Origin of the sequence: Mangrovivirga cuniculi, from assembly GCF_005166025.1 — a bacterium.
Taxonomy (GTDB): Bacteria; Bacteroidota; Bacteroidia; order Cytophagales; family Cyclobacteriaceae; genus Mangrovivirga; species Mangrovivirga cuniculi.
Genome location: NZ_CP028923.1, coordinates 759,393 through 781,253 on the forward strand (window position 1 = coordinate 759,393; position 21,861 = coordinate 781,253).

The window sequence follows — 21,861 nt, forward strand, 5'->3', positions numbered from 1 at the left end:
ATCAGAACTGGAAATAAATGAAGTCATTGCTAGTGAAAATCCCGAAATTCAGAATAGTAGCGATAAGAAGTATATAAAAAGCCCATCTTATCGGTTTCCCTTTAAACGTCATCCAATCTTCTATTTCTTTGTTTCCCTGTAAATTCTGAATTATTTCCAGAATAAAAATAAATGCAACAGATGCAATCAGCTGATTTCCTGAAGCATCTAATAAATCAAAGCTTAATTGCGATGCATTTATTTCTATACTATTTGAAAATAGGACGATTGCTTCTGAAATATTATTGGCTCTGAAAAACACCCAGCCAATTAACACTAAAATAAAGGTAGAAAAGAGCTGAATCTTATTATACAACCAGGGAACTTTATTTAACCCGATCTTTTCATTAATTCTATTTTTAGGTTTCTCATATAAGATGGCAAAAATCAGGTAAAAGCCGTGTAGTGCTCCCCAAACTATAAATGTCCAGTTAGCTCCATGCCAGAATCCACTAACCAGAAAAGTAATAAACAGGTTCATATACCATCGGGGTCTGCTTGCCCTGTTTCCTCCAAGCGGAATATAAACATAGTCTCGGAACCATGTAGAGAGAGAAATATGCCACCTTTTCCAAAACTCAGAGATACTTTTGGAAAAGTATGGTCTCTCAAAATTTTTCATTAATTCAACGCCTAAAATCCTTGCTGTACCTATGGCAATGTCCGAATAACCTGAGAAATCACAATATATCTGGTAAGCAAAAAGCACCGATCCAAAGATGACATACCAACCATGATAATCGTTTGGATTATTAAAAATCTCATTCACTATCATTGCTGCTCTGTCAGCGATTACAAGCTTTTTAAAGAAGCCCCAGGCCATGAGACGTGAACCGGAAGTAACTCTGGAATAATCGAAAGTAGTTTTGCTCTTTAGCTGAGGCAATAACTGACGAGGCCTTTCGATAGGACCTGCTACAAGCTGAGGAAAATAAGAAACATATAGAGCAAACGTAAAAATGTTCTTTTCGGCACTTTGCTGCTTTCTGTAGACATCGATTGTATAACTCATTGTCTGGAAGGTATAAAAAGATATACCAACCGGTAGTAATACCTGAAGTAAGGGCACCTCATAATTTATGTTGAAAACGTTTATCACGTCCTGAACATTCGAGCTAAAAAAATTGAAATACTTAAAGAAGAACAGAATGCCCAGATTGGATAAAACACTTATCGTAAGTAAAAATTTTCTTCTACTCTGATCTGTAGACCCCTCTATTCCTTTAGCTACAAAATAATCTATGAAAGTAGAAAGCAGGATCAGAATAATATATTCCGCTTTCCAGCTCATGTAAAAGTAGTATGAGGCAACCAATAGTAGTACCTGACGAAATCTTGGCTTTATCAGGAAGAAGATCGCTACTACCAGGGGGAAAAATAATGCGAAATGTAAAGAATTAAAAAGCATATTTTATTTCACATAAATGTCGATAGTCGCTCCCGGAATTTGCCTGGGAGCTGAGCAGGTTTTAATTAATTCATACTCGGAATCAAGACATTTTTTTATTTTATCAGGATAAAAATTATTTAGATTCGGAATATTCTCAAATAATACCAGGTCGTACTTTTCATTTTTTATTTTAGCACAATATTCTTCGACTTGTTCATCAAAAATGCTGACCCTGTAATGAAACCATAAAGGAGTACCTCGTTCGTATTCCCATCCAAATTCATGATTTAACGGAGTAAGCTCCGTCATATTCAGAACTTTAGGGTCTTTTGGAAGTGTTTTGTTATAATCCTCAAGCCAAAGCATTGTTTCAGCTGTACTTTTTGGTACTTTTATTTTATTAAAAGTATTAAAAGGAGTAAATACCCATGGTTCAGGTTTCTTCTCAGAAGCTACTTTGTTAAAAGTAACCGGAGGACTTATACCGAACATGGATGAAGCATATCCCCAATATAATTCACTGCCTAACAGAAATATTATGATAAAAGCAATTGCTAGCTTTTCAAAATTAAATGTTTTGATCAGCTTAAATGGTTCGAAGATCCCTATAAATATATATGCGTAAATAAATGCATCATTTCCTAATTGCAGAACACTGGTTACTTTAGATATTAATCCAAGACATAAGACTCCACAAACAGTTAAAATAAGATAAAAATCAGAAGAAAATAATTTTAGTTCTCTCTTATATAATTTGTATCCCCCTATCCCGGCAATAACCAGCAATCCGGCTTTTTCAAAGAATGATCCTCCAAAGATTTTATGAAGAAAATTTACGGGCATTATCCTGGCACTGTGTGGATCCTGACCGTAATTAAACCAATAATTAATATTATGATCGCTATGGAAAGCAAATAAAAGTATAAGTGGCAAAACGAATGCTGCAGAAGATATCAGGGGCAAATAAATTCGTTTGGATTCAATACTTTTGACAATGATTAAAATAGTTATAAAAACGATCCATAACCCACCATAATCTTGTTTCGTCCAAAAGGAAATAAAAGAAAATAAACCGGCTAGTATTAGCAAATAAGATTTTTGAGAGACTAAAATATATCTTAGCGAAAAATAAAGGCCGATTTGCCCAAACACAAATGCACTATGATTATACCAGGGCCAGTAATTCAGAAAAATATAAGTTAATCCATAAATTACACAGGCAATGGCAATACTATAAGAGTTTATTTTGAAGGATCTTAATATTTTAATAAATGTTAGGCCTCCAATAAAATTTATAAATGCCTGATATATTATTAATGTGAATAACTTTGGTCCGAAGATCTTAAAAAAGAATGAAGGAAGAATCCAGTATGCGTATCCCATTGGAATACCGAAATCTCTGAAAGGCATATCGCCATTCATTATTCGGTAAGCTCCCTCCCAGGATAAAAATATATTGATCCGATATGGATAGGAGAAAACTAATGGCAACACAGAAAAAAGTAAGATAATCACTACTTGTGAAGTAGAGATAATCCTTCTGGAGTTGGTCATAGATCTTTGTTCTTAATACGAACACGAAAATAGGAGTTTATTCATCAATTTCTAAATATAAATGTTCATTTTTTTATACTTTTTATAATTAATCTTATTTTTGGGTTATATTATCAAAATTATGCTTAAAACTTATTTCCACTTGCTGAGAATTGACCAGTGGGTGAAGAACACATTTTTATTTATTCCTTTATTTTTTGCCGGGGATTTCTTCAAGTCAACCAAGTTGCTAGACTTATTGATAGGATTTATTTCCTTTTCGCTAATCGCTTCTTCAATTTATATATTCAATGATTACAGAGATAGGGAGAATGATCGAAAGCATCCTAAAAAGAAATACAGACCAATAGCCTCTGGGAAAGTGTCGACTACCATAGCATTCGGAATTATGACTTTATGTTTAATTACGGGTTTGGCTCTTGGATATTTTCTCGATTATCGGTTTATAATACTTTTATTAATCTACCTGTTAATAAACATAACATATTCACTGGGCTTGAAACAAGTTGCAATTCTGGATATGATCATGGTTTCGAGCGGCTTTGTAATCCGGGTGATTGCCGGAGGGGTAATTTCTCATGTGCCATTATCTCAATGGCTTATTGTTATGGTTTATCTATTATCATTGTTTATTGTTTTGGCGAAGCGAAGGGATGATGTATATCATTACACAGTGTCGGGAAATCTAACCAGACAATCTGTGACCAATTACAATCTCGAATACATGACTGCCACTTTGGTATTAATCTCAGGGGTGATTATTGTCTCTTATTTAATGTATTGCCTCAGTCCTAATGCTAATATTCAAAGTGAACATTTATATGCAACATCACTGTTTGTTATATCAGGTATTTTGAGGTATTTGCAAATTACAATTGTAGATAACAAAAGTGGATCGCCCACGAGGATTTTATATAAGGATAAGTTTTCTGTAGTAAATCTTATTCTTTGGGTAATAAGTTTTTATATAATTATTTATACTTCATAAGATGAGGGAAAGAATATTGATCTTAGGAGGAACATCCGACCTGGCTACTGAATTAGCTCATGGATTGGCAAAAGAAGGGAAAGATCTGATTATTGGGGGAAGAAAAACAGAGGAGCTAAGCAGAACCTCCAGCGATATATCTATTCGATACAACGTAGAATGTGAATATCTGTATTTTGATGCGGAAGATTTTGACTCTCATGATGATTTCTTTAAAAATATAAAGGGGCCATACCCATCCTCTTTATTTGTGGTTTTCGGATATCTTGGTGATCAAATAGTTGCTGAAACTCAAAAAGAAGAATCTTTTAAGATTATAAATCGAAATTTTACAGGAGCAGTGTCCATTATCAATTCCTACTTAACCCAACGGGGAGATAATAAGATTAATTCAATTGTTGGAATAAGTAGTGTTGCCGGAGACAGGGGTAGAATGTCCAACTTTATTTATGGTAGTTCAAAAGCAGGGTTTACAGCCTACCTATCTGGTCTAAGAAACAAGTTATTTCATGAAAACATTCATGTGATGACTGTCCGCCCGGGGTTTATGGATACAAAAATGACCGAGGGAATGGATTTACCGGGACCACTTACTGCTTCAGCCGAAAAAGCTGCCAGATTAATAATAAAGAGATGGAAAAAGAATAGAAATAATATTTATGTCCTGCCAATTTGGAGATATATAATGTTGATTATAAAGAATATTCCCGAAGCAATATTTAAAAGACTGAAAATGTGATGGTGGAAAAAAGCAGGCTGGCACTTTTTGATTTTGATGGTACCATTACTACCGGTGATACCTTTATTCCATTCATTAAATATGTTCGCGGGAAATTCACATTCTGGAAAGGAGCGATTTTATTGTCTCCTTATATCGTTCTTTATGCAATAGGTGCATATCCCAATTGGAAGTTAAAGCAGAAATTTATCCGGAAATATTTTAAAGGTATGGAACTAGCTGAACTTGAGAAATACGGAAAGAGTTTTGCTAAAGATATTTTACCGGGGATGATACGGTCAAAAGCTATCGAAGAAATTAATGAGTTAAATTCTCTCGAATATCAGCTTTTTATTGTAACTGCTTCTCATAGATCATGGATATTGCCCTGGGCTGAAAAATTTGGGTTTAAGGTGATTTCTACAGAGTGGGAAGTTAGCAATGGGCGTATAACCGGGAAACTAGAAGGGATGAATTGTTATGGCGAAGAAAAGAAAAGCCGCATTTATAACGATTTAGATCTTAATAGTTTTGAACATATTGTAGGATATGGTGATACAGACGGAGATATCCCGATGCTTTCACTTTGCAAAAAAACTAAATTCAAACCTTTTCGCTAATGCTGGCAAAAACTAACATCTCCGGGATAAACAGGGCGAAATAATAAAAATTTATAAGTAAAATATGAATAATTCTTAACGCCTTCACTTTTATTAATTACCCCGTCTTCATTTTCAATGGTGTAAAGATCATCTCCTGATTTGAAACTAACTTTTTCTCCCGGATTGAGGTTTCGAATGATTCTTTGAACTTCGAAATTGGTAAAAAGTCTGGGTTGTCCTTCATGGTAGTAATCACTCTTAACATACTTTACATTAGAGTCTGTTATTTCTACGAGGTCTTTTTGGAAATCAAAAAGCTGTAACCATTCGGGCATTAGTATATGATTATTTGAACCGTTTTCTGTTTTCAGATTACTGAACATAGCATACGATGTTTCAGTTTTTAATCCAAGGTATGGTGAAAACCCATTTAGAGTTATAAAAAGCAAAAAAACCAATCCCGCATAACCCGGAAAACCAACCCTGAATAACTCTGATTCATAAATGCGGTTTATAGACCTGAGGAATATCAAATAAATAACTATATAAGCTAAACCGATTATATACCACAGGGTCTGACCTGTCAGGTAATAAACCCAATAACCATAATATTTATATACGAGAAAAAATCCGATTACCAGAGCCGAAAGTATAATTCTTAAATATATAGTAATTGATTTCACTCTGAAATTTCTGATCCATGTGAAAAAGGTTTCTGGCAGAAAAAATACATAGTAGGTATACATCATCAGACTAAAGCTGAATATTCCCAAATGCGCATGAAGAGATAAAAGGTAATGGAATATTAAGCCAATGAAAATACCAGTCGTTCTAAACCTTCTTGTAAATAAGAATAAGGGTATAATCGCTTCAATTATTATAGTGCTATATATTGAAACGTATTTAAGTGGAGTATTTAATGCAATTGAAGGTAGGTTCAGTATTTGAAAAATTTGATTCATCCTGTGAATTATGCCTTCGAAAAGAAAAACACCACAAGAATGATCAACATCAAAAAAGCCAAAATTCAATTTATGAAAAACAACGAAAAAATATAAAATTAATAGCCCCCACTGAGCAACAGGTTCGAATACCCATATAAACAACCTGTCCGCACCTACACTATTTCTTTTTTCTTTAATTAAAGCAATGATAAGATATAGAAGGAGGGGAATGTTGATTAGCCATTCATACATCATGTGATTTGGAATGAATGGCATTTTTTGAAATGAAAGTGCCAGACTATTAATTACTGCCAGAATAAATATTACCATTGAACCCGGCCTTAATAAAAGAGCTATACAAAACACAGCAAGAGTATACCCAAGGTAAAATGGTACCTCAATCCAGTCATCAAAAGTAATCAGGTGGCTAAGCACAGTAATTGCCCACATCACTGAAAATACTTTTAATTTTTCTGTTTCAATTGACTTTCTGATACTCATGGCGGTAGCTTAAAATTAATTTCAATATTCCAACAGATATTATTAACCCATAACAAATAAATATTCCGGACCATTCTATATATGGAACGTAATAATTTTTCGCCTGTAAGAACACCTCCTGTTCTTTTATTATAACTGCAACAATAATACCTATCAAAGCACAAGCAAGATAACTAGTCATAATAAAAACCTTCCCAGGCATTATCCACCACCTTTCTTTACTGATCAATATAACAGCCATAATCCATGGAGCACCGATGGCCAACAATCTGATTTCATTTAATCTCCCAAACAAAACCGTAGTAAATACTACACTTAGCAGGACTATTAAACTAGATAAATTTAACCATTCAGATGTCGTTTTAATCTTTAAGGTATTGATTTTTACCATCATAAAATAATAAGCCCATAGAATATGAAAACATATAATAGGGAAGGCAATACTTGAAACCTTGTGATTCAAATTATATAAGAAGCCTGTATCTATTTGATTATCTAAGTTATTTCCGCCTTCAGACAAAGACACTCGAATTGCAATGAAAACAATGAATGAAAGAACAAGTGGGAAAACTCTTTTGAAAAGTGAAATCCGGGGATAAAACAATATAACTAAAGGTAATACCATAGTAGTTTCACGTGTGGCTGTCGCTATGATAATAATAAATATTAAAAGTGTATACCTGTTTTTTATCAAAGCTACCAGGCCAAAACAAATCAACGAGTAGGCTAAAGTGTCCTCCCTTGTATGAACCGGAATGCTATAAGCCATTAAATAAAATGGAGATAGTAAAATAATTACAGCGGCAAAAAAGGAAGTTTTTTTATCTTTTGTAATTGTAAAAAAGAGTGAGTAATAGGCCAGTATTGACACTATATAAAAAAGCAGGGAGTATGAAAGGTATGTAAAATAAAATACCTCGGCTGATTCAGGATTAATGCTTTCAGAAGTATATTTTATTATTTGCTGAAATACAACCCTGAATTTAAAGGGTTCTACATTGGTAATCCTCGCTTCAGTAAGCGACTCAGGGCTGGTCATTAATTCAATCGACAAAGTTTCTATTGAATTAAGATATCCACCCAGGTAGAGGTTATTGATTAAGAATATTAATGCAGCGAATAATATTAGCAGAAAAGCTCTTTTATGCATAATGATATTATTACGAACCAACAAGCATACGACTATATCCTTTAAATGGTATTTTCACCAATTTAGTAGCCAAACCACTTAACAAAACAATTAATCCAAAGTATGTTAATGAATATAGTGTAAGTAGAACCGGACTAGCTGGAGCATATTTTAATACAATCGGTTTTGTTGCCAGAATAAAATAAAAATGGATAAAATAAATACCAAAGCTCAAATCGGCCAGAATATTTAATACCGGCATTTCATTTTTATTTCTATATAAGATAAAAAGCAATAACCAGGAAAGCGCAAGTTTTTGAAGAAAAAATTGCTGTTCTGTCCAGATTTTAATTGTTATACTAGTGATCAATAAAACGATAAATGTCATCCATGGTAGAAAGGGATTTTTTTTTGTGAAATTAAATATTTCATCCCTCTTCATGCATGTTACAGCACCAATCCAGAATACACCTAAATAATGAATCAAATTCCCAACAATATCGGTAGTTTCAACCCTGGTAAAGATCAATGAAATTGTTGTAAACAATATTGTTGGTATTAAAACAACTTTCTTTTTTATGAGCCAATGAAACAAGGGGCTAATAATATAAAAGCACGCTATCATTGGAATAAACCAGTATGGAAGCAAGTGTGTACCTGTAAAGAGATAGTAAAAAGCCTGACTGATCCCGCTGTAATCTACAATTTCCGGAAAAGCAATGATCACCCTGGGAGGGATGTCCTGAAAGATAACCCTGTAAAACAAAATGGGTAGTGAGCAAACTATATAGGGTAAAATAACATACCTGGCTTTTTTGCTCAAATAAACGCTGTAATTGTATTTATATGAAAGGTATTCAAATAGAAACCCCGCGATGAATACGAAGAGTAATGTTCCTCGTCCGATTATTGCATTAACAATAAACCAACCATTAGGAAATTGATCCCAGTTAAAGATTCCAAAACAATGGATTATTACTATTAATAAAATAGCTAAACCTCTGAACTGATGGATATAATTTAAAAATCTCTTCTTCTCCACAGTAAATAAAAAACTCCTGCATATTCGTGCAGGAGTTACTCTATATTTAAGTTTTTTATTGAATAATTACTTTTTGCTTGTATATGGTATCCCGGTAAACAACTTGTAGAAAATACATTCCTGCAGCTAACTCTTGTTTGTGAATCAGGGTCTGTCCGGAGTTGGTTAATAAATTATCAGTTTTAGTTGTTCCTGATCTCACAGGATTACCGTAGGTATCAAATACTGTATAGGTTATGTCATCTCCGTGTACGATTCCCTCACCCTGGACTTTTAATGTACCTTGTACAAGTGGGTTAGGGAAAACTTTGAATTTAATAGGGAGATTATTTCTTAACACACTTACAATTTGTGAATAATCGAAATCTCCATTGAAATCTATTTGTTTAATCCTATAGTAATTTCTAGGTCTTACATCTTCATCGATAAATGAATAATTTATTAAATCATTAGAGTTTCCGTTACCGTCTACTGTACCGATCTCTTTAAAGTCTTTACCATTTGTAGATTTTTCGATAACAAAATAATCATTATCAATTTCAAGGGCTGTACCCCATTCGATTGTGATATCACTACCTTCATTGGTTAGTTCCGCTCTAACATAGGCAAATTCAACTGGTAAAGGAACCTCTGACCCTGTTGTCGCAGAAGCAATATTACTAAGAGGACTTTCCAGGCCACTTTCGTCTACAGCACGCACACGGAAATCGTAATTTGTATCAGGAGTAAGGCCAGTCACTAAAGCAGCAGTAGAAGGAGTTGATCCCATAATTTCCATGCCCGACTCCTCACCTGATCCGGATGTTCTGGAAGCAATTCCAACCAAATTACCATTAGCTAAAATTTCATAATGACTTACTCCAAAATCATCTGTAGAAGCATTCCAAGACAATCCGACATTTGTACTGCTTACAGTCATTACAGTAAGTCCCGTCGGCACTGTTGGAGCAGTGTTGTCCTGAGATACAGTGATTGATGCCTGATTAGATGGAGTAGACGTGTTTTCATTTGAAATTGCCCGCACGACATAATAATAAGTTTCACCCGGAGTAGCTGTATCATCAATGAAAACTTCAGCATTAGCTACAGTTGTACTTAATATCTCATAACCTGACCCCGAGGTAGTACTTCTGTAAACTTCAAAACCCGTTTCATTTGAAGATTGATCGTTCCAGGTTAATCTCACCTCATAGTTACCTATGTTACTCGCATTTAAAGATGTAGGAGTGTTTGGTGGTGTTGGTAATCGACCTGGTCCAAGGAATAGTTTACTTGCAGGAATTATCATATTCGAGAAAGAAGGACCATTGTAACTTACTTGTAAAGTTTCACCTCCTTGATTTTCGAAAAATCTCACATGCAATTTATATCTACCTTCATTTAAGTAATAACTTTGACTGGTCACAGTAACAGGGCCATGAGGGAAGTCGTTGTTAACTGCAAGAGTAGAATCATTGTCATTCAGTGGATCTAATTTTATATAAAGTTTTGATCCATCATCAGAACGGGTGCTGAATGTATAATTTCCGGGATCATCAATTTCGAGATAGGTTTCATAAATAAACCCAAACCTGAAAAGTCTTTCTGCCGGATCATAAGTAAATGATGGCATTACTCCTGATTTTGAGAAAAACAATTCATCATCTGTGAACGAACTTAGTTCGTCTACCGAATTAATATTATCCCAAAACTCATAATAATCAAATCTAACTCCATTAGGAGTAGTGACAGCTGTTACCTGGTTACTATGATCAGATTCATTGCCAGCGGCATCAACAGCTACTACAGTATATCTATATATTGTATTTGCAGTGAGACCTGAAATGATATAATTGTTTCTGTTCACCTGAACAAGTTCACTTCCGTTTTGGAATAATTTATAATTGACAATTTGTGAATTATCCTCTGGTACATCCCATTCAATAGAAATCGAAGTTTCGGTTACTCCAACTAAACTTAAGTTTGGAGGCTCCGGAACTATGTTATCGTTTAGTGTAGTAAGGCTTATTGTATTTGTAAAGTTATCACTGTAACCCTGATTGTTAATTGCACGAACTCTGTAATAATAAGTAGTTGATGGATTTAGTGTCGTATCTTCATAATATTCTACGTTGGCATTAACTCTTGCAACCATGGTAAAAGGGCCGGAAGAGGATGTAGATCGGTAAACTTCGAAGATGGTTTCATTATCAGATTTATCTTCCCAGAAAAGGTTAATTTCTGTTTCAGAACTAACTACACCGGACAAGTTTTCAGGTGAAGCAGGTACATTTGGACCCTGTCCCCTGGTAACTACCATTGGATCAGACGGTAAGCTGACGCACTCTCCCGGGGCAATTACTTCAAGTGTATAGGAACCAATCGTTGAAACTGTAATTTCCTGGGTAGTAGCACCGGTAGACCATAAATAAGAATCCATTCCATCAGGGCCTCTTAAAGTTACATTACTTCCACTTGGAGGGAGAGCAGTAGTGCTAAGAGGCGTAATTTCAGGTGTCGCAGTACGGTCTTCTCGAAGATAAACAGTTACCGGACGTGACCATTTACTCCATTCAGTACTATTTCCAATATTTCTTTGGAAGCGCACCTGATATTGGCCAGGTATATCTGTTGTTATATTGTTTGTAGTTGGATTAATTGATTGACCATCTCTCTTCCACTCATACGCTAAAAAGTTCGGATCAACACCCATAGTTATAGTTGACCCCGGACATAATGCAGTATCACCAAATATGGTAATATTTGTTTTATCCTGCTTAAACATCCACTCCATCCAATAAGGATCATTATAAGTATCAATCCAGGCATTGTGGCCTCTGTTTGGATATTCGGTATAAATTCTAGGATTACCTTCATATTTTTTCTCCTGTCCGCCAAATTGTCTCAAAGCATCCATCACCTCATGTGATACGGACGGAAGTGGGTTGCCATCCTGTCCACCCTGGGTTAGCCATATCGGAATATAAGCTAATTCATCTGCCTGACTCACATCTCCAGGAGCAGACATTGGTGAAGAAGCGGCAATAAGATCTGGTCTTTTCATAGTTATATACCACGACCCTGAACCTCCCGAAGAAAGACCGTGTACATAAATTCTATCCGGATCAACCTGCCCTAGGGCTATTAAGTGATCGATAAGCTCGATCGTCATTTCCATTTCCTGGGTTGGATTATTTTCAACATTATCAAAATCGAGATAACCAGCAGTAAATCCCGATCCGTTGACCCAATATCCATAAGCCTCCTGAGGGAAAAGTACAAATCCAGGATATTCTCCACTTGTTACCCAATCACGATGTTCCCGACCACTCCAAACCATCGAATGATCATTGTTTCTCCATCTGCGGCCATCTGCTTCCCATGCATCTATTGCGGATTGGGTAGTCTGGTCACAACGTTGACCTGGATCAGCATAATATGATTTTTGTCCACGTTCTCCTCGTCCATGAAACATTACAATTAAAGGCCATTTCTTCGTAGAGGAAGCTGTCCAATCGTTTGGATGGATCATTCTGAAATCCATGACTTGTTGGTAATTACCCCTTCTAAACATATAGGGGATATATCTGCGAGAATCCCAGGGAGTCATGTTATCAAAATCTGTGACGATTGTATCTCTATCAGCAGCATTGCCTCCTAAGTTGCTATATAAGAAGCCGTTAGGGCCTATTCGAGAGCCGTTAAAGTCATCAGGACATACATCACCGGCATCCTGAGCAATTCCTGCAAAGAAAGCCATCAGTATAATAATGGACGATAGTAATACCTTTTTCATAGAAAAAATAATTCTTAAAGTATGGTGGCCTGCGGAAATTGAATGAATGATTTAAAACCTTACATAAGTAATGTCGAATAACAAATGTACCTAAATCCTTTGTAAATGAAAAATAATATTAGAATAATTTAATTATCTAAATCAATAAAAAAATTAGTCTTATGCGTAGGTATATGGTAAACTATCGAATAGTTAAAATCCAGGCCTTTTTAAAATCGTCTCTGTTTATTTTGCGAATTTGATAGACCTTCTTTAATGCCTTATTAATATTCTCTTCCGAATAAAAAACATACGTATAATAGAGGCCGGCTTCAGGCCTGTAGCCCATCATCGTTTTAATTCCTGCGTCATTCAACTCTTTCGTATATCCTATGGCATTATTTTCTATTTCAAAAGAACCTACAACTATATAATGGCCCTTGTTCATTTTATATTTATTAGCCACCGCTTCGTCAGGGGTAATAACAGGTTCTGTATTTTCTGGTTCATCAATAAATTCCGGTTCATTAGTGTTTGTTGTATCTTCTAATTCTTCTACTGCAACAATTTCTTCGGTAATCTCCGGCTCTATATTTTCTTCAGGATCTTCTTCAATTACTGTAACGTCCTCTTCAAAAGCTACAGCTTCATCTTCAGTTTCTGTTATAGCTACCACAGGAGAAACTTCAGGGTCTTCCTTGTAATAGTAATTCTGATCTGTTAAGCCAATATTAAGGTTAAATTCTTGTGAACCATTATTAAATCCCTCAATATTGTTTGTAGGAAAATCATAGTGATAGGAAAATCGCGCTCTCTTTTTAAGTTGAATAGATATATGTACTAAAGGGCCGAAATTATTTCTGTATCCAGCTCCAGCTGAAATCACATCATAAAACGTGAAACTTGTAAATACTTCCCAACTATCTCCCAAAACTTCAGGTCTGTGTCTATAAAGGATGCCTGTTTTGTTAGTGAAGTTTGATTTCCTATCTAATTCTAAAACTACAGCAGCCTGGGAGGTAAAGTAATTTACTCCACCAAAAGAGACCGGATCTCTCGAGCCTTCATATGCATAGTCTCTTTCTATTAATTGTGGTGCACTAATTCCCAATTCAAGAAACCTGTTGAAATATACAATACCTGCTGTTGCACTCATATACCATGTATTGTCTATTCCGGGAGTAAAAACAGGATCATTGATATTTCCAGTATTAGAAGCCATTACATTTTCTTTTCCGGCACCCATCATTATTCCAAAATTGATCCATTGATTAGTCCCCATTTGTAGATGATATGAGGCTCCACCGCGTAAAGAAGTAGATCTTAATAAACCAATCTCTTCAAAAATGCCTTCTCCTCCTATTGTGATCTGTTTATTTACTGGAATCTGAATATTACCATATAATACTCTTGGTGCTCCTTCTATTTCCTGCCATTGCTGACGGTAAAATATATTTAATTCAGTCATCCCACCCATCCCCAGGTAGCCCGAATTATAATACATCGGATTAAATAACCAACTGGAAGATACCGGGTAGTCTTGAGCTTTAAGCTCTGTTTGGTTTAGAGAAAGAGCAACTATTATGACTATTATAAAACTTATTTTCTTGATCATGTGATTATCTTAATAGAGTTACACTACCTGTTTTTACAACAGTTCCATTAACACTTATGGTGAAAAAGTAAACTCCTTCCGGCAATTGTCGTCCACCTCCGTTTGCCGTGCCATTCCAGTTATTCTGGTAGTTATCTGCCTCGTAAACTATGTCTCCTGCTTTATCAAAAATAATAAGTAAGAGATCATTTGATAAATTTTCGTAATTTTCTAAAACCCAAAAATCAGCTATGCCATCATTGTTCGGAGAAAAATAATCTGGCGCCTTAATTCCTTCATATTCACTTGCATAAACATTGATGATAACTTCATCTTTACTGACCATTCCATCTTCATTTGCTGCGCTCAACTCAAAAACATATTCTCCTGCCAGGAGCTGTTCCAAATGTAATACGGAGGAATCCGGATAAAGAATTGTAGTAGGAGGACCGGATATTTGCCTCCAGCTAAAGCTGATTATTTCATCTTCATTTACCGGATCGAAAGCTGTACCAATAATATCAATATTTCTCTGAGGGAAAATTATTGTGGTATCAGGTCCGGCATCTATAATTGGGGGTATTTTTTCTCCTTCGGCAAGAACTGTAATTGCTACAGCATCTGTCCCGGTTGATCCTTCTGCATCTACAGCAACTAAAGTGAAATTATAATTGCCGGGTACTACGTTTGTAATATTTAGAGTTTCGGTGTTTATACCATCTAGGGTAACTTCTGGTCCAGCGGTTTGTTCCCAATTAATCAGATCTATAACGCCATCGTCTTCAACGATACCATTTATTACTATTTGTGATACCGGAACGACAAAGTATTGGTCTTTTCCGGCATCGACCCTGGGTGGTAGATTTATTGATTCGGATAATACGCTAATATTTATTCTGTCAGAAGCTTTATCTCCATCATCATCAGTTGCAGTTAACTCCAGTATATAAGTTCCTTCTTCAAGGTCGGATATAGTAGGATTTAGTTGATCAGGCTCTGAAATTGTCACAAAAGGACCACTAATTTTTCCCAGGATACGAAACTAACCTCTCCATCTTCATCTGTTGCGGAACCTGATAATTCTATGGAATTTTGAGGAAGCTTAATTGAGATATCTTCTCCAGCATTTACATTTGGTGGTTTATTAGCTAATTCCAATAGAACCGTAACAGTGATCTGAGCATTATCTTCAGCACCATCATCATCCACGACCTTAAAATTGAAAACAAATTCTCCTTCAACAAGGTCAGAAATCGTCACAGTATTGGTAGAATCATTTTCTAAACTAGTTGTCGCAGGTCCTGATATTTGAGTCCATACTCTTGTAACAATACTGCCATCATTATCTGTAGCATTTGCTGATAATTGGATAGTAGTTTCAGGTAAATATATAGTTCTATTTTCTTCTAAAGTAATGACAGGAGGTTGGTTGACTTCCTCAGGAAGGACAATCACTTTCATTTGATCAGTAGAAGAAGCTCCATCATCATCTGTGACTTGTAACCTAAAAGTATAATCTCCTTCCAGCATATCTGTAACAGTCAATGTCGCTGAATTCGCATTATTGAGTGTTGCAGAAGGACCACTAATTTTGCTCCATCGATAAGAAGAGATGGTGCCATCGGGATCATTTCCCGAACCTGAAATGGTTACTGTATTTACTGGAAGCGTGATTGTTTTATTCGGGCCAGCATTTGCGACCGGTGTTTGATTGGTATTTTCAGGGTTTACAGTAACAATTACATTATCAGAGGCTTCCGCACCATCATCGTCAGTTACGGAAATTCTAAATGTATATTTACCCTCTACCATATTTGATACTTCCAGTCTTGCTCTACCTGTTCCATTTAAATTTGCTGCAGGTCCTGAAACTTTCTGCCATAAATAATTTGTAATTTCACCATCATTATCAGAAGCTGTAGCATTTAAAACGATACTATTTTGAGGTAAGGTTATTGTTCTGTTACTTCCTGCATTTACAGTCGGAGCCTCGTTTACCTCTGCAGGTAAAACTTCAATTCTGACATTGTCTGAATCTTCTGCGCCAAGATTGTCGGTAACCGTTAATCGAATTACATAGGTGCCTTCCACAAGGTTAGTTAAAGTGACCGAAGCTGAATTTTGATTTCTAAATTCAAATGTGGGGCCAGAGACTTTCGTCCATTGATAACTAACAATTGATCCATCGGCATCATTACCTGAACCATTAATTACGATTCTGTTGGTTGGTAATTTGATTGTTTGATCCGGGCCTGCATTAGCTACCGGAGTTTTATTTTCTGCTTTAACTTCAATAATTATATCATCAGAAGCTGTGGCTCCATCATTATCTGCAACTGTTACTCTAAATCGATAAGTTCCTTCAACCAGATTTTCGACTGTTACAGTTGATTGATTTATATTTCGAAGTGATGCTTGAGGCCCTGAAACTTTTGCCCAAAAGTAAGATATGATATTACCATCTTCATCACGGGCATTACTATTGATCGTCGTACTGTTTGTCGGTAGATAGATGATCTTATTATTTTCAGTAGAAACTGTTGGCCGGATATTAGCTATTTCCGGTAAAACAGTAACGATCACTTCATCAGTACTCTGTGCATCATCATTATCTGTTACCGTCAATGAGAAAGTATATGTACCTTCAAGCAGGTTGGTAACTTTAAGGTTTTTTGCAGTAGGATTTACTAGTGTTGCAGATGGTCCTGAGATTTTCACCCATTGGTAGTTTTCAATAGTTCCATCATCATCCCTGGTACTGGGGGTGAATGTTAAACTATCTAAAGGCAATGTTATTGATCTGTCATTTCCAATATTTACAAAAGGAGGGATGTTTGCAGCACTTACCGTTACCCTTACACGATCAGTAGCAGTGGCTCCACTGTTGTCTTCTACTGAAACTTCAAATGTATATATCCCTTCAATCAAATCACTTAATTCCAGAGTTGAAGTGTTTTGTCCTGAGATCGTAACTGATGGGCCTTCAATTTTTGCCCAGGAATATGAAACTATTTCTCCATCAGGATCAGTCGCATTTGCGGTCAGGGATGCAGTATTATTTGGCAAGGTTCTGAATATATCAGCACCTGCGTTTACAGTAGGAACTTTATTTGTTTCTTCAGGGTAAACAGTTACTTTAACTCTGTCAGATGCTTCAGCACCCATATCATCAATAACATTTACCTCAAATTCATAAGATCCTTCCACAAGGTTAGTCAATATCAGTGATGAGGTATTTGCACCATTAATTGTTGCTGATGGGCCTGAAATTTTTCTCCAGGAAATTGAGGCTATTTCACCGTCAGGATCATTTATTGTGGCATCAATGTTTATGTTATTATCCGGTAGCTGAACCTGAAGATCAGGTCCGGCATCAACATCAGGTGGTGAATTAGTGGGAGGATTTTTCACCACTACATTTACCACGTCAGAGGCTGTAGCCCCTTGATCATCTTCCACCACTACTCTAAAAGAATAAGTACCGGCGATAAGATTATTTACTGTTACTTCTGATGTTTCGTAATTTGCAAGGCCTACAGTATTTGGACCTTCGATCTGACCCCAGAAATAACTTACAATCGAACCATCATTATCAGAGGCAGTGGCATTTAAGACAACCGTATTTGTTGGTAAAGTTACGGTTTTATCCTGGCCTGCATTCACCACAGGGTTTTGATTTGAACTGGAAACAATGATTATTGCTTTATCACTAGCTGAGGCTCCATCATTATCTGTTACAATAAGATTAAACTCATAAATTCCCTCAACCATATCTTCAACAGTCAGGTTTGGACTTGATACGTTAATGAGGGTAGCAGATGGACCTGATATTTTTTGCCATTCAAATGAAACAATTCTACCATCAGGATCTGAACCTTGTCCATATAATGTCACTGTATTAGTTGGTAAAGATACCTCCTTGTCTGGTCCTGCATTGGCAGATGGCTTTTGATTTATTTGTTCTTCATTTATAGTAACTAAAACCCTGTCACTAGCTGTAGCACCATCATTATCGGTTACCGTGAGTCTGAATTCAAAATTTCCAGCCACCAGATTTGTCAGGGATAATTTGGGTTTATCCTGACCTGTTAATGTTATATTCGGACCAGAAATTTTATCCCACTGGTAAGAAACGATAGTTCCGTCAGGATCACTTCCAGAACCTTCAATTATAATATTTTCTGCCGGCAGATTTAAATTGATGTCAGGACCGGCATTTGCAGTTGGTGGCTTGTTAACCTCTTCAGATATTACAGTTATAATGATTTCATCGGAAGCAGAAGCTCCTTTATCATCAGTAACTTTACATCTAAAAGTATATTGACCTTCGACTAACTGCTTAGCTGTTAATGTAGCAGTATTAACACCTTCCAGTAAAGCATTTGGTCCACTAACTTTAGTCCAAAGGTAAGTTGTGACTCTTCCATCGGGATCTGAAGCATTTGCATTGATAGTGACGCTATTAGTCGGTAATGTAATCGTACGATCGTTCCCTAAATTTACTTTTGGAGGCGAATTAGGAGGACTTCCAAGTCTTTGGGCTAATAACCAGGCCCACATATTATCATCATTATATGCTGGTGTCCATGCATCATGCCCACGACCTTCATACACAGTTAAAAGGGGTTCAGGATTGGGTGTACCGCAATTATAGATCCTTGCAATTCCTTTTTCCGTCCCGGTATTTGGTGATCCTGGTCCATCATACTCTCCTGTAAATGCCCAAGTTGGCAGACTTTGCAAGTTACAACCATCTCCGGTTAACCAGCCGGCAATTGGTACAATAGCAGCCAGCTTACTAGAATGATTTCCATACGCGGCATAATCCCAGGTACCGTTTCCTCCCATACTTAATCCGGTGACATAAACCCTGCTCTTGTCAACTTTATAATTATTGATCATCCAGTTAAGCAACTCATCCACAAATAAAGGGGTCCAATCCCATGGGTATCTAGCCTGAGGTGAAATACATATGAAGGGGAAGTTTTTTCCATTTCTGATTAATCTGGGAGGACCAGCTACAAGGACCCTATTTAAATCAGTACCTTTTTCACCTACTCCATGTAGAAATAAAACAATTGGAAAAGTTTTGCCTGCATCGTTATAATCTTCCGGTAAATATTCCCAATATCCGAAAGATTCTCCGGGAGCCACTACCTGCGAAGTCCAGGATTGTGCGGTTTGCCTATCAGCTGGTGAGGTTTGAGCTTTTGCTGTGGTACACAAATATATTAACAAAAGACAAAATAGTGCCTTTGCATTACAGTTGGTATTGGTTAACATGATTTATAGCCGGTATTTAAGGATTATTGCTTAACCCGCTTCTAAAATAGTGAATATTAATTATTAATTAAAGCCAAATTAAGTTTAATTATTCCAACACTTTATTTAATAATTCTTTTAGCATTCTTTAAAATATCAGTTAGAGGAAGACTATTTAAAGTTCCTCCCAGTAGCCCTTTGTACTTTTCATCAGTAAAGTAGACTTTGTCATTTAAATAAGAAATACCTTCTTTCTGGCTAAAGCTTTTCCAAGGTAATTTTGTTACCATATCTTCATTTATTGGTCCACCATTCCAACCAGAAATAACATATAAGTTAGCATAAGAAAGGAGTAATAGAATATTGCTATTTTCAAGATAAGTAGCTCCTGTAATAAATGTTTCAAGCATCTTGCCCTCACCAATAGAAAAGGAACCTAAAAACTTAGCAGTATGATTTCCGGCAGTCTTAGGTAATGAATAATAGTTTACTATACCAGTATAAGGCTCTGTTCTGTTTTTTGTAAAAATATAAAGACTATCTCCCAAAGGTATTACTGCCTCCATATCATAATTCATTTCGTCTTTTTCAGGGGGAAAAGCATTTTGATCGGGGACGATAAATGAAATTAATTCAGAAGGAACACGTCTTAAGTTTCTGTCAAATCGATAATTGATTTTATAGATTTGAAAATTCTTCCTCAAATTTTTATTGTTTCCGATATCACAGATGAAAAAGTGAGATCCATCAAATGCTAATTCCTCCCAGTCATTATTAGATGCCCCGGTAATCTTATAAAAATCGATGATTTTTCCTGTTGTATCAAAACTATATAAATAGGGTGGGTTGCCACTATCTGTTATTGTCCAAAATTCATTTTGACTAATTGCAACTAATCCTGAATTTTCATCCAAATGAGAATGCAGATCAGTTATTTTATGATAGTTTAGTACGTTATCTGCTGAGTTTTCAACATTATTTTTTATTTCGATATTTTCTTCAAACTTCCTAAATGGTTTTTCGCTGTTTAATAGGAGTGAGTAAAATTTTTCGGACGAATATGTTTGGCTCCACGCATCATGACCGGTGTTTTCCAATAAAAAAGCTGAGCCTTTCCTTTACAGGCTTTAATGGCGTTAACCATGTTTTCTGAACCGGTATTTCTGCCTTTTTTATGGTCTAGTTCTCCATGAAATGCAAAAATGGGCAATTCTTTTAATTTACATGCTTGTTTAGGATCTCCCCATCCTGCAATAGGAGCAGCTGCAGAAACTTTATTCGGATGTTTTGTGATGTATTTGAAAACACCATTTCCCCCATGCTAATTCCTGTGAGAAAGATCTTTTGTTTATCAAATTTTTTAGTTTTAACCAGGTGTGAAATTAACGCATCAACTACATCCTCATGCCAGTCGATTGGTCTATAGGTCTGAGGAGTAATTATCATAAACTCATCCTGAATTTTTAATTTTTCACCTAAAACGAAAGGGCTATTTGATAGCGCTTTGTTGATATCATTGCCTCTACCCTCGACGCCATGTAAATAAATTAGTAGAGGAGGCTTTTCTATTGTGGGTTGATTGTAAGCATATTTTAATTCATAGTTTATGGAGTCGGTGACAAAATTAAATTTATCAAATTTTAATTCTTGTCCATAAACACTGACATTCAGCACTATGAATAAGAAATTAACTAAAAACTTCATCATGCTTATTTTTGATGTGTTTAATGATCTTTGCAGGAACACCAGCAGCAACAGTGAAAGGAGGAACATCTTTAGTAACAACTGCACCGGCAGCAATTACTGCCCCTTTTCCTATTCTTACACCCTTGAGAATAATTGCTTTACTGGCTATCCAAACATCGTCTTCAATTATTACCGGTAATTGAAGACCTTTTTCGAAGTGGTTACGGATATCGTGAAAATCATCATCTAATATTAAAACATAAGGAGAAATTCTTACATTTTCTCCTATTTCAACTAATCCAGTGACAGAAATGTGACAGCCATTAATTCTTGAATTTTGTCCAACAATGAGTTTAGCATTATTATGAACGAATATTTTGGCAGTTTCAATAACTGACCATACACGAACTCTATCACCTAAAATTATTGAACCTTTGTTTTTAATTTTAGGTTTGCCATTGACTGACACTAACCGCCCTGTAGCGCATTTTCTTAAATAATAAGAAGCCATAACAGAGCGATAGATGCCGCTTAAGAAATAACCTGCAAGTTTTAATTTGATCGAGATATTTGACTTATCAGGGTATTCCTTTCTTAGCTCATTTTCTTTACTTTTTAGTATTTCGGATATATTTTCCCACATTTGAGGCCTGTTTCA

The 21,861-nt window shown here is 35.8% G+C and carries 15 protein-coding genes; 3 read left to right on the plus strand and 12 right to left on the minus strand.

All coding sequences use genetic code 11. The annotated features are described in order from the left end of the window. Position 1 precedes the first annotated feature (1 nt). Together DCC35_RS03455 and DCC35_RS03460 are read right to left on the minus strand one after the other, a co-directional pair. Positions 2-1,447 carry an MBOAT family O-acyltransferase gene (locus DCC35_RS03455; protein ID WP_137089481.1) on the minus strand — a complete coding sequence of 482 codons (1,446 nt, stop codon included), beginning with the start codon at positions 1,445-1,447 and terminating at the stop codon, positions 2-4. Between the two features lie 3 nt (positions 1,448-1,450). After that, on the minus strand, positions 1,451-2,983 hold the full coding sequence (locus tag DCC35_RS03460; RefSeq protein WP_137089482.1) for a hypothetical protein: 1,533 nt from the start codon (positions 2,981-2,983) through the stop codon (positions 1,451-1,453). A gap of 121 nt (positions 2,984-3,104) precedes the next feature. Between DCC35_RS03460 and DCC35_RS03465 the strand changes: the two genes are divergently transcribed. The 3 genes from DCC35_RS03465 to DCC35_RS03475 are packed head-to-tail and all read left to right on the plus strand — an operon-like array spanning position 3,105 to position 5,309. Further along, complete coding sequence (locus DCC35_RS03465; protein WP_137089483.1) at positions 3,105-3,971, plus strand: decaprenyl-phosphate phosphoribosyltransferase; 867 nt, start codon at positions 3,105-3,107, stop codon at positions 3,969-3,971. 1 nt (position 3,972) lies between these two features. Continuing rightward, a complete protein-coding gene (locus tag DCC35_RS03470; RefSeq protein WP_137089484.1) occupies positions 3,973-4,710 on the plus strand; it encodes an SDR family oxidoreductase in 738 nt (245 codons plus the stop codon). Next, a complete protein-coding gene (locus DCC35_RS03475) occupies positions 4,710-5,309 on the plus strand; it encodes an HAD family hydrolase (RefSeq protein ID WP_137089485.1) in 600 nt (199 codons plus the stop codon). Before DCC35_RS03470 ends, DCC35_RS03475 begins: the two co-directional genes overlap by 1 nt. Here DCC35_RS03475 and DCC35_RS03480 read toward each other — a convergent pair. The 10 genes from DCC35_RS03480 to DCC35_RS21700 form a co-directional block, all read right to left on the minus strand. Further along, a complete protein-coding gene (locus DCC35_RS03480) occupies positions 5,306-6,736 on the minus strand; it encodes a hypothetical protein (RefSeq protein ID WP_137089486.1) in 1,431 nt (476 codons plus the stop codon). The two genes, DCC35_RS03475 and DCC35_RS03480, sit on opposite strands and share 4 nt — an antisense overlap. Then, the gene (locus tag DCC35_RS03485; protein WP_137089487.1) at positions 6,714-7,886 is read right to left on the minus strand and encodes a hypothetical protein; all 1,173 of its coding nucleotides are present in this window, start codon (positions 7,884-7,886) and stop codon (positions 6,714-6,716) included. The genes DCC35_RS03480 and DCC35_RS03485 overlap by 23 nt, the downstream gene beginning before the upstream one ends. Before the next feature lie 10 nt (positions 7,887-7,896). After that, the gene (locus tag DCC35_RS03490; RefSeq protein ID WP_175402700.1) at positions 7,897-8,907 is read right to left on the minus strand and encodes an acyltransferase family protein; all 1,011 of its coding nucleotides are present in this window, start codon (positions 8,905-8,907) and stop codon (positions 7,897-7,899) included. A 55-nt stretch (positions 8,908-8,962) separates the two neighbouring features. Further along, positions 8,963-12,682, minus strand: a complete 3,720-nt coding sequence (locus DCC35_RS03495; RefSeq protein ID WP_137089489.1) for a fibronectin type III domain-containing protein — start codon at positions 12,680-12,682, stop codon at positions 8,963-8,965. A gap of 181 nt (positions 12,683-12,863) precedes the next feature. Beyond that, the gene (locus tag DCC35_RS03500; protein ID WP_137089490.1) at positions 12,864-14,276 is read right to left on the minus strand and encodes a PorP/SprF family type IX secretion system membrane protein; all 1,413 of its coding nucleotides are present in this window, start codon (positions 14,274-14,276) and stop codon (positions 12,864-12,866) included. Positions 14,277-14,280: 4 nt separating this feature from the next. Beyond that, a complete protein-coding gene (locus DCC35_RS03505; protein WP_137089491.1) occupies positions 14,281-15,264 on the minus strand; it encodes a gliding motility-associated C-terminal domain-containing protein in 984 nt (327 codons plus the stop codon). Continuing rightward, a complete protein-coding gene (locus DCC35_RS03510) occupies positions 15,261-19,538 on the minus strand; it encodes a PKD domain-containing protein (RefSeq protein ID WP_137089492.1) in 4,278 nt (1,425 codons plus the stop codon). Before DCC35_RS03510 ends, DCC35_RS03505 begins: the two co-directional genes overlap by 4 nt. Before the next feature lie 101 nt (positions 19,539-19,639). Next, complete coding sequence (locus DCC35_RS03515; RefSeq protein ID WP_137089493.1) at positions 19,640-20,614, minus strand: hypothetical protein; 975 nt, start codon at positions 20,612-20,614, stop codon at positions 19,640-19,642. A 118-nt stretch (positions 20,615-20,732) separates the two neighbouring features. Beyond that, on the minus strand, positions 20,733-21,224 hold the full coding sequence (locus DCC35_RS20560) for a hypothetical protein (protein ID WP_175402701.1): 492 nt from the start codon (positions 21,222-21,224) through the stop codon (positions 20,733-20,735). Beyond that, positions 21,205-21,846: an acyltransferase gene (locus DCC35_RS21700; protein ID WP_137089494.1), complete on the minus strand. Its 642-nt coding sequence runs from the start codon at positions 21,844-21,846 to the stop codon at positions 21,205-21,207. The genes DCC35_RS20560 and DCC35_RS21700 overlap by 20 nt, the downstream gene beginning before the upstream one ends. Between the last annotated feature and the right edge of the window lie 15 nt (positions 21,847-21,861).

Coding starts and splice junctions, on each gene's coding strand:
- DCC35_RS03480 (WP_137089486.1), bottom strand. CDS start 6,736: ATGAGTATCAGAAAGTCAATTGAAACAGAAAAATTAAAAGTATTTTCA.
- DCC35_RS03460 (WP_137089482.1), bottom strand. CDS start 2,983: ATGACCAACTCCAGAAGGATTATCTCTACTTCACAAGTAGTGATTATC.
- DCC35_RS03455 (WP_137089481.1), bottom strand. CDS start 1,447: ATGCTTTTTAATTCTTTACATTTCGCATTATTTTTCCCCCTGGTAGTA.
- DCC35_RS03500 (WP_137089490.1), bottom strand. CDS start 14,276: ATGATCAAGAAAATAAGTTTTATAATAGTCATAATAGTTGCTCTTTCT.
- DCC35_RS21700 (WP_137089494.1), bottom strand. CDS start 21,846: ATGTGGGAAAATATATCCGAAATACTAAAAAGTAAAGAAAATGAGCTA.
- DCC35_RS03495 (WP_137089489.1), bottom strand. CDS start 12,682: ATGAAAAAGGTATTACTATCGTCCATTATTATACTGATGGCTTTCTTT.
- DCC35_RS03465 (WP_137089483.1), top strand. CDS start 3,105: ATGCTTAAAACTTATTTCCACTTGCTGAGAATTGACCAGTGGGTGAAG.
- DCC35_RS03475 (WP_137089485.1), top strand. CDS start 4,710: ATGGTGGAAAAAAGCAGGCTGGCACTTTTTGATTTTGATGGTACCATT.
- DCC35_RS03485 (WP_137089487.1), bottom strand. CDS start 7,886: ATGCATAAAAGAGCTTTTCTGCTAATATTATTCGCTGCATTAATATTC.
- DCC35_RS03470 (WP_137089484.1), top strand. CDS start 3,973: ATGAGGGAAAGAATATTGATCTTAGGAGGAACATCCGACCTGGCTACT.
- DCC35_RS20560 (WP_175402701.1), bottom strand. CDS start 21,224: ATGATGAAGTTTTTAGTTAATTTCTTATTCATAGTGCTGAATGTCAGT.
- DCC35_RS03510 (WP_137089492.1), bottom strand. CDS start 19,538: ATGTTAACCAATACCAACTGTAATGCAAAGGCACTATTTTGTCTTTTG.